This is a genomic window from Pseudoflavonifractor phocaeensis, assembly GCF_016901735.1.
Lineage (GTDB): Bacteria > Bacillota > Clostridia > Oscillospirales > Oscillospiraceae > Pseudoflavonifractor_A.
Genome location: NZ_JACLZC010000080.1, coordinates 1 through 11205, shown reverse-complemented (window position 1 = coordinate 11205; position 11205 = coordinate 1). Strand labels below are relative to the sequence as shown.

Below are 11205 nucleotides of genomic sequence, written 5' to 3'. Positions count from 1 at the left end.
GATAGGTGTTATACAGGCCGTCTTTCTCGGAGATAAGCTGCTCGATCTCGGCCTGCAACGCTTTCCGGGCGGGCAGCTTGGTAATGCCATGCGCCTTGAAATACCGGGCGGCGGCTTCGGCTATGATAAAATCGCTCTCGTTTGCCTGCCGGTATGCGGCGCGGGCTTTCTCGGATTTCTGCGCTTTCAGCCCGTCGCGGGCGGGCTTGGTCTTGGCATAGGCAAGTACCTGTTGCTGCAACTCCTTTTTCCCTTGCAGCTTGGTTTCCAGTGCTTTCAGTTCGCCGCTGGTCTGGCGCATTTCCTGATAGGCGGTATCAACGGCGGCTTCTAACTGCTCCGGAGAAGTGAACCCGTATTCCTGATACACATTCAGCGTCGCGGCCATTTGTTTGAGGTTGTGCATGGTCGCCCAGCGTTCATAGCCCCGGCCTTTGCCCTCGGCCATTTTCTGCTCAATATTCACAAGCCGCTGCACACTTGGGGCCCCCGCAAAGCCGTCTGGCTTTGTGGGGAGAGGAGAAGCAGCGGAATGAGTGAGCTTTCCCGCTTGCGGGGAAGCGAAGGATATGGAGCTTGCGCCGACGAGTTTCGGGGCGGTTTGAGGGGCTTTTATAGGTTGTATGCCGGTTTTCCCATGCCGGGGGGATTCGGGTATGGCTGCGGCCTTTTCTGCGGCTCTGGCGGCGTTCTGCTCCAAAACGACAAAGACAGCGGCGCGTTCAAAATCGTCGCCCAGCTTGCGGGCGGTAATGGGCTTTGTCCTGTCCGGCGTGAGGTAACTAAGCCGCCCCCGGCTCTCCTTAACGGCCACACCCTCCCGCAGCAGCAGAGAGGAAAACTCGTCAAAGCTGGCGGCGGTGGCAAGGGCTTTCCGTATGGTCTGCCGCAGCTTCTCCTTGTTCGTTTCAAACTTGGTCTGCCGGGGTGTGATACCGCCTGCAATCATGGGGGCGTTCTGCTTGTCCAGCGCGGCCTGTCCTTTTTTCTGCGCCCAATACTCCCGGTCTGTGACGCGGTTCTTGCTGCCGTTCAAGAGGTCGATTTGGTAAAGCCCCTCCCGGTGGCACATCTCCATGACTTCGGACTTGAAGTAGCGCAAGGCCGCGTCGGTACAGCGGTGCTTGCAATCGGCTTTCGTATCGGCTGGCCTGTCCATGTAGGGCAGGAACGGCACTTCCTCAATCCGCAGGCTGTTAATGACGATATGCACATGAATGTTGCCGCTGTGGTTATGCCCGTCCGGGTGGGTGCATACAAGGGCTTGGTGGCCGGGGAAATGTTCGGCGCAAAACTTCTCGCCCAATGCCTGCGCCCGGTCTACGGTCAAGCCGTTGTCCGGGCCGTCCCGTGGGTCAAAGCTGATGATATAGTGGTGGCTTTTCACATCTTCCCGCCGCTGGTTCTTCCCGTAGCGGAGATTTGCCCGCATACACGCAACGGCAAAATCCTCGCCGGCGCAGTTCAGTGTGGACAGCCGGTAGTCCTCGCGGGGGATAAGCCTGCCGGTTTCATCAAGGACAGGCTTCATGGTAAACTCGTCATGCTCAAAAAGCAGGTATTGTTCGGCGGCTCCGTAGTCGGCATTTTTAGAGTTGATATGCTTGAGTGTTGCCAACCGCTTCACCTACTTTCTGTAAGACTTCATACTTGAGGGCGGCAAGGTCGGCTATGGCAGCGCGTACTTCGCCGGAGAGGGCGTTGTAGGGTGCGCCGTACTCGTTCAGATACCGGGCTATCTGGTTGAGGTTGCCGCCAATCTTGCCATACTCGGCGGCCAGCTTTCCAACAGCGGAGAGCAGTTCATCATTGACCGCCGACACATGGATTACGGGGCGTATGGTCGCCCGCCGTATCGCCTGCCGGAGAAATTCCGACTGGCTGATACCATAGGGCGCAAGCCGCGCTGTGAAGTCGGCGTATTCATCTTCGGACAGCCGGGTTTTCACAACGCGGCTGCGGTGGTGTGTGTTGTATCGCTTCGGCATGGGCTGTATACCTCCTTTCACTTATCACAAAAAATGCTCTTATCTGTTAGCCATTTCCGGGGCGAAAGAGAGAAAAAACTTTTCGCCGGACGGAAATCTTTTTGCGGCGCAAGCCGCATAGCAGGGTTTGGGGAAGGCACTCCCCAACAAGTTTCCCGCGAGGGGCAAAACCGCAGAATTGCGGATTTTGGCACCGTGGTAGAAACTTGCTCTTAGTAAGCCGCAGACTGCCCCTGTCCGGGTTTTTCCGTACATAGAGCGAACGGGGCGGGGCTTTCAGCCCGCTGTGCGCGGCCTTTTTTCCTTTCGGCAAAGATACATTTGAAAGGCCGCCAGCTACCCGCTGTCCGGGGATTTTTTCAAATTTCCTTTCGTTTCTGTAATACGGGAAAGGGGATTTTGGCAACCGGCGGGGCAGAGAAATTTTCCTTTCATTCTCTACAACACCAGCAAAGGCAAAAATGACGGAAATTCTGGAAATTTTCTCTTTGCTTCTTAATACGGACAAATTTCAAATATGCCAAATAGACAACAAAAAAAGCAGCAAATCTTTTTCAGACTTACTGCTTTCGCTGGCCGCTGGTGGGCGGCTGGTATTCAGTTTTGAAAGTTCGGGTCATGGTGGCCCGATAAATTACAGTTTATCATTCTTCCTTATCCTCAATTTCTCGCTCAAAAATTGAATATTTCCAATCATCAGTTCCAGAAATCAATCTCCACCCTTGCTTACCATATTCGTTCAGCTTAGCAATATATCTGTCTAACTTAACATGAACATTAAACGAAGGCTCTGCGCTTAAATCTACGGTCATATACTCATATCTTTTCATTTCTAATCTCCTTTTCAACTTTCAATTTGTCGCTGGCTTTATTATACTATGGCTGCTTACTTATTGGAATAGATGAATTGTAAACTTGTTGGGGAAAATCGCTAATGGCAGCCGGTGTTCGTTCCTTGCTTATCGGTCAAATCGAAACTTGAACAGCGCGGCAATTAGCTGCTGCTTCACATATTCCTCAACCTCGGCATTGACCTGCCCGTGTACTTTGGAAAAATAGCGGATATATCCGGCGTAGTGGGAAAGGACGGTGTCGATTGCGTCCGGGTCGCCCTCATGCGCCTTGACGATTGTTTCATAGGGGAGAAGTTTACTCATGGTCTTTCCCCGCCATGAGCCGCCGCAACCGTTTCAAAGCAAGCTGGATATGCCGCCCCGCTGTGCTGCGTGTCCGTCCGATATGTACGCCGATCACTCGCTGCGGCTGGCGCAGGAAGTAATAGCGTAAATTTCTTCCTGTGTCTGCTCCGGCAAACGGGCAAGGGCGGCGGCAAGTTCCGCATGATACAAAACGGCGGTTTGGTCGCAGGCGGTAAAAAGATATTCTTCAAGCTGCTCCGGCTCGGCAAGCTGGACAAACTTTTCATTCATCAGATAGTCAAGGGAAACTTCCCGTTCCCACCTCCGGCGCAACTTCAAAATTATATCTATGGCGGCGTGACGAATGACAACCTTACAAAATGCATTGAATGTGTACTGGATATGGACTTTGTAATCTTCAAAATTATTCATAAAAGCCTCTCCTTATATATACGAATGTTGATATACTAAAAACTAAAATTCCAGAAATAATTAAAAGAGATTGGATATTTATAATGTCAGCGAGTGGTCCAAAAAATATCATGCCTAACGGTAATGCACAGGAATTGGCAATCTGCATGAAGCTGAATATGCGCCCTTGCATTTCCTGCTCAACTTTCTCTTGGATAGACGCTGTAATCGGAGTATTATAGCAAGGAGATGTAATTCCTATTAGCACATTAAAAATTAAATAAACTATGAATACAGGAGAAATTCCTAACCCTATCATCAGCATACCATAAACTCCACCTGCCACTAATGTAGTATTCAGTTTTTTCTTAAAACCACCCCATGATGTAATAATTGCTCCTCCAATAATCATTCCAAAACTATATGTCATTTCACTCATGGTTAAGCGCCAAACTTCTGTTCCAAATGTTCTGCTTACCATGAGCGGGGTTAAAAAAGCAGATGGACTAATTAGAAATAAAATGAGTAATTGAAAAATCAGCAGTCTGCTCATAAAAGTATGGTTCTTTAGATAGACCGCGCCCTCCTTCATTTCTGTGAAATGTGATTTGGTCATTCTGACTTCGATATTTAAGGGCTTTACTGGAACCGTTGAGGTTATACTCACTCCGACTAAAGCAGTAAAAATATCAATAAATAAAGTTGTTTCTAATGTTGCTATCGACAGAATAGCACCGCTAATAGCTGGAGAAACAAACATAATAATTGATGATAAAGTGCTGTTAAATCCATTAACTTGCATTAGATATTTTTGTGGAACTATTTGGGGGATAATTGCATTTACTGCTGGAGTTTGTATTCCCGTCCCGGCAGACCGGATTGCTAAAACAACTAAAAGCAATTCGATATTCTTGTGTCCAGTAAGAAAAAATACAGCTAATATCAGAGTAGCACTTGCAATAAAGCAATCCGTTATCATCACAATCCCTTTTCGGCTATAACGATCAATCCATACTCCTGCAAAGAGGGAAATCAATATTTGCGGTAAGAACCCGCATAAAGTGGAGAGGGTTATCATTTTTCCGGAAGAAGTTGTTAATGTGATATACCAAATTATTGCATATTGAACAATAGATGAACCCAACAGGGATATTGTTTGCGCAGATAAAAATCGAGCAATATGGCTTTTCCATTTGTATTCATTCATAAAGATTGTTCCTTTCAAAAAAATAGAGACTATGGCGATAATCTACCATAGCCCCTAAAAGTAAATATAAAAATAGAGACTATGGCGAAACATTGTCCACAGTCTCTAACTAAAGTCTGCTCGTTTCTATCATCGAGGAAATAGGTACACAAAACAGAGGGTATTAAAATCTCAATACCCTTATTCTTGCTTGTTTCCCTATTTCCCGATGAAAAAGAAAGCAATCATGCTTTTAGTTTAAGCTCCGTACAATGCTTCATCGGATACATTTGCACAGAGCTGATTCGTCTTTTTAATTCGTCAATTACAATTCTATTTTTCATGTAGTTCACTCCTGTTTTTAATTATAGCAAAGGTATCTTCTAAAAGCAAGAGTTTAGAAATAGTTGGGCTGCTGTCTGTCAAATTCTTGTGTGCTACTTTATAGCACATGAGCATTCGCGCCGGGGTTGTCGTTGCCATAACCTTCCAGCAAATTGATGACGCCCCACACGCCGAGACCGGCACCCAGAGCAATAACGAGGGTCTGCAAAACGGTGATCGCCTGGTTAAAAAATGCCATAAATTATAGTTAGCCGGAATCATTTGAAAAGTTTGATTTAGTCATTCATAGGCATACAAAAGCCGGAGCAATCTGCCGCCCGGTTTCCGGGGGCTGATTCCGGCTGTCCTCCTTTTTTCATTATTTTTTTGTGATTGTCCGCTTTGTACGCCAATGGCCCCATCCGGGGCAGTTGAGGCGGGTAGATAAGATCACTCCTTTCACAGCGGAACAGATTTACGCGCCCTCCGCATCTACTTCGTACACGTCGTAGATTTCGTTGGGCTTGAGTTTCAGCCGGGCGGACAGAAACGCCTCAATGTCAAAGGCATTTTTGGGGTCCGCATCGGCGGTGTACGGATAATTGGGGTGCTTGGTGATGTCGTACTTGTCCGACAAAAACGGACGAACACCACGCGGTCAGGTAGAATAAGTTTCGCAAAAACAAAAAAGACATGGTTTGCAGATCTCTGGTAGAATGAAGTCGCGACACACCATTCGAAAGGAGACAGCAAACCATGTCGGAAAAGATTGTACAGCTAAATGAAGAAGTAATCAAGGGGCAGCTCAAGGAACTTGTACGCGGAAGTGTAGAGGAAACACTCAACGAGCTTCTGGAGGCCGAGGCGGAGAAGTTAACCCAGGCGGCCCGGTACGAGCGTAACGAGCAGCGCCAAGGCTACCGCAGCGGTCACTACAGTCGTAACCTCACCACCACTTCCGGTGATGTTACTCTCAAGGTGCCTAAGCTCAAGGGGATCTCCTTTGAAACTGCCATCATTGAACGGTATCGCCGCCGGGAGAGCAGTGTGGAAGAGGCTCTTATTGAAATGTACCTGGCAGGTGTATCCGTCCGGCGTGTGGAGGACATTACAGAAGCTCTGTGGGGCAGCAAGGTATCTCCATCCACCATCAGTGAGCTGAATAAGAAAGCGTATGTCCACATTGAAGATTGGCGGAACCGCCCTCTGTAAGGTGGGCGGTATCCGTATGTCTATGTGGATGGGATCTACCTGCGCCGCAATTGGGGTGGAGAATTTGAAAATGTAGCCATTCTTGTGGCAATTGCAGTCAATGAGGGTGGATATCGTGAGGTTCTGGGTGCCGCAGAGGGTATGAAGGAGGACAAGGCCAGCTGGATCAGCTTCTTCCAGTGGCTGCGCGGCCGTGGTCTGGACGGAGTGAAACTCATCGTTGGCGACAAGTGTCTTGGTATGCTGGAGGCTGTGGGAGAGGTGTTTCCGGATGCAAAATACCAACGGTGTACCGTCCACTTCTACCGCAATGTGTTCTCCGCAACACCTCGCTCCAAGGTGAAGGTGGTAGCCAAGATGCTCAAAGCGATCCATGCTCAGGAGAGCAAAAGAGCAGCCCGAGAAAAGGCCAAGGCGGTGGTGGAGGAACTGCGCTCCATGAAGCTGAAAGAGGCCGCTAAGAAGGTAGAAGATGGTATTGAGGAAACGCTGACCTACTGCGATTTTCCCAGCGAGCACTGGACTCGCATTCGTACCAACAATGTGATTGAGCGACTAAACCGGGAGATCCGCCGCCGCACTCGCGTGGTGGGGAGTTTTCCGGACGGCAATTCCGCCCTTATGCTGGTCTGCGCCAGGCTGCGGCATGTGGCCGGCACCCAGTGGGGCAACAAGAAGTATATGAACATGAAGCATCTGGAGGCTGCCGCTGAGGATGCCTCCATTGCCGGCTGACTTCATTTACGCTAGGGACTGTAAACTAAAGTGCGAAAAATTCTTGACACGACCCACCACGGTATTGCTGAAATGAATGCGCACTTTGTAGGTAGTCTTTCCGATTTTCCGGATCAACACAGGAGCTTCTTCCGGTGCTTTACTCTGTGCTGCATTTGAGGTCATATTTGGGTTACACATAGGGACATATACTCCTTTCTGGGACACCCTGCCGCCAGGGGCAAGAGTTTTGTCCGTACCGTGGTTTCTGGCTTCAATTTCGGGATACAATCTCCTTTGCTGCCTCTCTGGTAGCGCCTGCGTTCTCCTCCCGGAAGTTTTTTCCGGCAAAGAGGATAGGCGCACACCGTTCCAGAATCCGGTCATAGATGCGGGCATGAGCCAGATCAGGCGGGTTCTTCAGCTCTACCAGCTTCAGGTTGGTGGTAATAATCATGGGTTTGCGGCTGCGGTAGCGGCTGTCAATGATGAAAAACATCTGCTCCATCGCATAGTCGGTGCTGCGCTCCACGCCCAGATCGTCGATAATCAGCAAATCATATTCTCCCAGACTTGTGATAAACTCCGCCCGTTCCTCGGAAAATATTCCGGTAAGCCGATTCAGTATCGTGGGAAAGTTGGTCATCAGAACCGGCACATCCCGATCAAGCAGGGCATTGGCGATACATCCGGCAAAAAATGATTTGCCGGTTCCCACATCCCCGAACAGAAGCAAGCCGGTATTCTGCCGGTAGGCTTCCTCCCAATGCTCCACATAGGCGCGGGCCTTGTCCATCAAAGGATTCTGCCCGTTATCGTTGGCAAAGGTGTAGTCGTACAGATAGCGGTCTTGCAGGCCCTGGGATTTCCGGCGCTTAATGCGCTCCATGCGCCGCTGCCGTTCCTCAGCGGCCTTGCGCTGTTCTTCGGCCTCTTTCTGGCACTGGCAGATGCAGCGGGGCATGAAATAGCCGGGTTTCCCAAACTTCGGCACAACGGTCTGGCGCTGGCCAGCTCTTTGTCTGTGAGAAACACATTTTGATACCGGCCATAGGCGCGGGCGGTGCGCCCTGTTTCAGGGCGTCCCATCTCTATCTCTCTCTTTATCTCTATCTCTTTCTCTAACTCTATCTCTGGTGGACGAATGTCGGACAAATGTCCGCCATCTGTCCGGGGAGTACAAAGCGCCCTGTTTTGCAGCCTTGCGGCCCGTTTTCGTTCCGCTTCGGTAGAGGAACGTCCAATCAGCAGCTCAATGTTGCTCATGTAGTAGGTTCCGCTGTCCAGCAGCTCCACCAGCCCCAGTTTGAGAAAAATCTGCAAGGCCCGTTCCACGGTTCCGATCTGCTGGCGGGTGATGGTGGCGATCATCTGCGCCGTATAGGGGATGTTTTCATCCAACTGCAATCTGCCGTCATTTTTCAGGGATTTTAGATAGAGTTTGAGCAAAATGTTGGAGTACAGGACGCCATCCTGCATACTCTCCAGCAGTACGATGGAATCATCATCAAAATAGTTTTCCTTGAGTTTCAGGTAATAATATTTCCGATTGTCTGACATGGTGTTTCCTCCTGGAAAATCACATAAATTGTTAATTTTTCGTGCAAAGTATTGTTTTCTTCGTGCAAATGGCATATACTATAAGTACCAGCAGAAAGGGGTTGATACGATGGCTGGAACGACTACTAACATCAGCATCCGCATGGATTCGGATTTGAAGGCACAGGCCGATGCCCTGTTTGCAGAACTAGGCATGAACCTTTCCACGGCGTTCAATATCTTTGTGCGCCAGTCGCTTCGGGAAGGTGGGATTCCCTTTGAGGTCAAGCTGGAACAGCCCAACAAGGAAACCATCGCTGCGATGCTCGAAGCAGAAAGGATCGCGAAAGACCCGTCTGTCAAAGGTTACAATGACCTTGACGAGCTGTTCGCGGATCTGAAGAAATGAGAAAAACAAAGTACACAGTCAAGCCCACCACGCAGTTCAAAAAAGACTATAAACGGGCCATGAAACGAGGCCTGAAAATAGAGCTGCTGGAAAAAGTTGTGGAACTGCTGGCTATGGGTGAAGCACTGCCGGAAAAGAACCGCGACCATGAGCTGTCCGGAAATTGGGGTGGGCATTGTGAATGTCACATCCAGCCGGACTGGCTGCTTGTTTACCGCATCGAGGATGATGTGCTGGTGCTGACTCTGGCCCGCACCGGGATACACAGCGATTTGTTTGATAAGTAAGCGGATGCGCCGCCGTATGGGGAACCTGTACGGCGGTTTTTCTGTGGGTCAAGGGGTCGTGAAACGCGACGCACCGGCAAGGGCCACGCCAAAACACCGACCCCTTCTCAGCGTTCCGGCTCATGGGTCTGGGGGTTCTGCTCTCTGGCAAGGCGCTCCGCAGTCTTTTTCAGCTGCTCGGCAGCTTTGATTTCCTCCCGCATGGCTCTCATCTCCGTATATTTGCTATTCTTTTCAGCGGTCAGGCTGGCAATTTCACTTTTCCACTCTTTGGGCTTCAGTTCCTTCAATCCCTTCAAAAATCGGTCGGCGGCATCGTACAGGATTAGCTCCCGGCTGTGGCGCTCCCGGAACAGCTGCTGCTTATCTGGATTTACCCGGTCAAGCTGTTTGCGGATGGGGTGGTATTTGCGGTACTGCGCCCACATCTCCGCTTTCTCATTCAGTACGGCAATCCGGCGCTCGGCAGCGACAATTTCCCCCCGCAGACTGTAATACCGGCTGTTCATGTCCGCGATTTTTTCATAAAGCTGCTGCATGGATGTGATACCGTTCGTCTGCAAAAAGCTGAACAGGGCAGCACTCTCCTGCAAGGCGCGAACTTTCCCGGTACGAGACACCGGTCGATTCATTTCCTGTCTTGCCTGCCAGAGCTGCGCAACGGTGCTTTCTTTGCCTGGGGATTTCTCCGCTTCGGCCTTTGACCAGTTGTAAAGCCGGGTGATACGGGCCTTGAGTTCTTTCAGTAGTTTATTATCAGCGGCAATCTGGCGGTTGAGGTTTCCTTTTTCGGTGGCAAGGCCCCGGCGCTCCATGCGGGTAGCGGCTACGCCCATGTGAACAGTGGGAATCTGCTCAACACCCTGCCGCTTGTAGCTGCGGTGGTCGATGCGCTCTGGCCTTCCGGCGGCCTCCAATGCCTGGTTGGTGTAGTCCGCCCACGCCGCCCGCCAGACTTCAGCTTTTCCTTTGTCATTCCAGTCGGTGGTATCCTCCCGGTAATTTTTCCAGCCGCCTTTGCCGTCCGGGATACGCTGGCCATGTTCGTCCAGATCATAGACCTTGCGGCACTTTGCGCCCCATTCACCACTTTCTTTTAGCGGGCGGATGGTTAGCAGAATATGGGCATGGGGATTTCCGTCCCCTTTGTCGTGGAGTGCAAAATCGGCGCACATTCCAGCGGCCACAAAATTGTCTTTGACATAGGCTCGAATCAAGGCAAGCTGCTGCTCTCTGGTGAGTTCGCGGGGCAGGGCCACTTCCACTTCACGGGCAAGCTGGCTGTCTCTGGATTTTTCAATCTGCTCCACACTGTTCCAGAGAGTGGAGCGATCAGCAAATTCCGGCGGGGCGTGGGATGGCAGCATGATTTCCGCATGGACAACGCCGCCCTTGTGGGTGTAGTCATGGGTCAGACCGTCCCACTCGTTGGTCAGTTTGGTTCCACTTCGATAAGCAGCGGCGGCAACGGCAGATTTGCCCTTGCTGCGCTGAATAATTTTGATGGGGATATGGCAGATTGCCAATGGACAACACCTCCTTTTTGGGAAATAAAGGGTTTGGGGAGCGCAGCGCCCCATCGCGGACGAAGTACGCAACAGTCCCCGGCAGGGCGCACGGCACCGGTAACGGTGCATAAGTGCGCCTTTGTACCTTTGTAACCAAGGGACTTATCCGGCATTCCCGGATTTCGGCAGTTTTGCCGCCAGTTCCGTAACTCCCGGCAGATGGGAAAGAGCAACCAGAAATGTTTTGACCTCCTCGCCGGACAGGTCGGGAGCCAGAGAAAACACGCCCTCCACAATGGCCCCGCGCTCAATCAGGCGGCGGGTTCTGGCACGCCGTTCTGCGTCACGCTGCCGGTTCAGCAGAATTTTCTGGAGGTTCTCTAAATAGTGTTTACACGAGTAATGTAGTATAATAGGGACAACAGCCCAGAAAGAGGTGTTCCTATGAGTAACGAACAACAACGCCACGATATCAGTGATGAGGTATG

11 protein-coding genes and 6 pseudogenes are annotated in these 11205 nt (G+C 50.6%); 3 read left to right on the top strand and 14 right to left on the bottom strand.

Features of this window, described 5'->3' with window-relative positions; genetic code table 11:
- From H7U37_RS16460 to H7U37_RS13285, 9 genes and pseudogenes are all read right to left on the bottom strand, one after another.
- A pseudogene (locus H7U37_RS16460) lies at positions 1-478 on the bottom strand (relaxase/mobilization nuclease domain-containing protein); the annotation flags it as partial.
- A 102-nt stretch (positions 479-580) separates the two neighbouring features.
- Positions 581-1618: pseudogene (locus tag H7U37_RS16455) on the bottom strand (relaxase/mobilization nuclease domain-containing protein); the annotation flags it as partial.
- Positions 1590-1988 (bottom strand): plasmid mobilization protein, encoded by a 399-nt coding sequence (locus H7U37_RS13315; protein WP_204876406.1) that lies wholly within the window; start codon positions 1986-1988, stop codon positions 1590-1592. The pseudogene H7U37_RS16455 and the gene H7U37_RS13315, both read right to left, overlap by 29 nt.
- A 644-nt stretch (positions 1989-2632) precedes the next feature.
- The gene (locus tag H7U37_RS13310) at positions 2633-2818 is read right to left on the bottom strand and encodes a DUF4177 domain-containing protein (RefSeq protein ID WP_204876404.1); all 186 of its coding nucleotides are present in this window, start codon (positions 2816-2818) and stop codon (positions 2633-2635) included.
- A 129-nt stretch (positions 2819-2947) separates the two neighbouring features.
- Positions 2948-3145, bottom strand: a complete 198-nt coding sequence (locus tag H7U37_RS13305; protein WP_117536057.1) for a helix-turn-helix domain-containing protein — start codon at positions 3143-3145, stop codon at positions 2948-2950.
- Positions 3146-3238: 93 nt separating this feature from the next.
- Positions 3239-3559 (bottom strand): hypothetical protein, encoded by a 321-nt coding sequence (locus tag H7U37_RS13300; RefSeq protein WP_243413817.1) that lies wholly within the window; start codon positions 3557-3559, stop codon positions 3239-3241.
- Positions 3552-4745, bottom strand: a complete 1194-nt coding sequence (locus H7U37_RS13295; protein ID WP_204876403.1) for an MFS transporter — start codon at positions 4743-4745, stop codon at positions 3552-3554. The genes H7U37_RS13300 and H7U37_RS13295 overlap by 8 nt, the downstream gene beginning before the upstream one ends.
- A gap of 433 nt (positions 4746-5178) precedes the next feature.
- Positions 5179-5307 (bottom strand): annotated as a pseudogene (locus tag H7U37_RS13290) (Maff2 family mobile element protein); the annotation flags it as partial.
- A 216-nt stretch (positions 5308-5523) separates the two neighbouring features.
- Positions 5524-5703, bottom strand: a pseudogene (locus H7U37_RS13285) (hypothetical protein); the annotation flags it as partial.
- Positions 5704-5804: 101 nt separating this feature from the next.
- On the opposite strand from H7U37_RS13285, the pseudogene H7U37_RS13280 reads away from it, so the two are divergent.
- Positions 5805-6995 (top strand): annotated as a pseudogene (locus H7U37_RS13280) (IS256 family transposase).
- A 6-nt stretch (positions 6996-7001) separates the two neighbouring features.
- On the opposite strand, the gene H7U37_RS16285 reads toward H7U37_RS13280, so the two are convergent.
- The 3 genes and pseudogenes from H7U37_RS16285 to H7U37_RS16545 form a co-directional block, all read right to left on the bottom strand.
- A complete protein-coding gene (locus tag H7U37_RS16285; RefSeq protein ID WP_338049836.1) occupies positions 7002-7160 on the bottom strand; it encodes a hypothetical protein in 159 nt (52 codons plus the stop codon).
- Between the two features lie 88 nt (positions 7161-7248).
- Entirely contained in the window at positions 7249-7938 is a 690-nt protein-coding gene (locus tag H7U37_RS13270; RefSeq protein ID WP_207752019.1) for an ATP-binding protein, read from the bottom strand.
- Positions 7939-7978: 40 nt separating this feature from the next.
- A pseudogene (locus H7U37_RS16545) lies at positions 7979-8534 on the bottom strand (phage replisome organizer N-terminal domain-containing protein); the annotation flags it as partial.
- A gap of 109 nt (positions 8535-8643) precedes the next feature.
- Between H7U37_RS16545 and H7U37_RS13260 the strand changes: the two are divergent.
- Together H7U37_RS13260 and H7U37_RS13255 are read left to right on the top strand one after the other, a co-directional pair.
- On the top strand, positions 8644-8922 hold the full coding sequence (locus H7U37_RS13260; protein WP_204876399.1) for a type II toxin-antitoxin system RelB/DinJ family antitoxin: 279 nt from the start codon (positions 8644-8646) through the stop codon (positions 8920-8922).
- Positions 8919-9209, top strand: a complete 291-nt coding sequence (locus H7U37_RS13255; protein ID WP_204876398.1) for a type II toxin-antitoxin system YafQ family toxin — start codon at positions 8919-8921, stop codon at positions 9207-9209. The genes H7U37_RS13260 and H7U37_RS13255 overlap by 4 nt, the downstream gene beginning before the upstream one ends.
- A 107-nt stretch (positions 9210-9316) precedes the next feature.
- On the opposite strand, the gene mobQ is transcribed toward H7U37_RS13255, so the two are convergent.
- Positions 9317-10846: a MobQ family relaxase gene (gene mobQ, locus H7U37_RS13250; protein WP_243414328.1), complete on the bottom strand. Its 1530-nt coding sequence runs from the start codon at positions 10844-10846 to the stop codon at positions 9317-9319.
- Between the two features lie 33 nt (positions 10847-10879).
- The gene (locus tag H7U37_RS13245; protein WP_477742901.1) at positions 10880-11197 is read right to left on the bottom strand and encodes a DUF3847 domain-containing protein; all 318 of its coding nucleotides are present in this window, start codon (positions 11195-11197) and stop codon (positions 10880-10882) included.
- Positions 11198-11205 lie beyond the last annotated feature (8 nt).

What these genes read in the sequence shown, in the direction of transcription:
- H7U37_RS13300 (WP_243413817.1), bottom strand. Translation starts at nt 3,559, where the DNA reads ATGAATAATTTTGAAGATTACAAAGTCCATATCCAGTACACATTCAAT.
- H7U37_RS13310 (WP_204876404.1), bottom strand. Translation starts at nt 2,818, where the DNA reads ATGAAAAGATATGAGTATATGACCGTAGATTTAAGCGCAGAGCCTTCG.
- H7U37_RS16285 (WP_338049836.1), bottom strand. Translation starts at nt 7,160, where the DNA reads ATGACCTCAAATGCAGCACAGAGTAAAGCACCGGAAGAAGCTCCTGTG.
- H7U37_RS13295 (WP_204876403.1), bottom strand. Translation starts at nt 4,745, where the DNA reads ATGAATGAATACAAATGGAAAAGCCATATTGCTCGATTTTTATCTGCG.
- H7U37_RS13255 (WP_204876398.1), top strand. Translation starts at nt 8,919, where the DNA reads ATGAGAAAAACAAAGTACACAGTCAAGCCCACCACGCAGTTCAAAAAA.
- mobQ (WP_243414328.1), bottom strand. Translation starts at nt 10,846, where the DNA reads ATGCACCGTTACCGGTGCCGTGCGCCCTGCCGGGGACTGTTGCGTACT.
- H7U37_RS13315 (WP_204876406.1), bottom strand. Translation starts at nt 1,988, where the DNA reads ATGCCGAAGCGATACAACACACACCACCGCAGCCGCGTTGTGAAAACC.
- H7U37_RS13270 (WP_207752019.1), bottom strand. Translation starts at nt 7,938, where the DNA reads ATGCCCCGCTGCATCTGCCAGTGCCAGAAAGAGGCCGAAGAACAGCGC.
- H7U37_RS13260 (WP_204876399.1), top strand. Translation starts at nt 8,644, where the DNA reads ATGGCTGGAACGACTACTAACATCAGCATCCGCATGGATTCGGATTTG.
- H7U37_RS13305 (WP_117536057.1), bottom strand. Translation starts at nt 3,145, where the DNA reads ATGAGTAAACTTCTCCCCTATGAAACAATCGTCAAGGCGCATGAGGGC.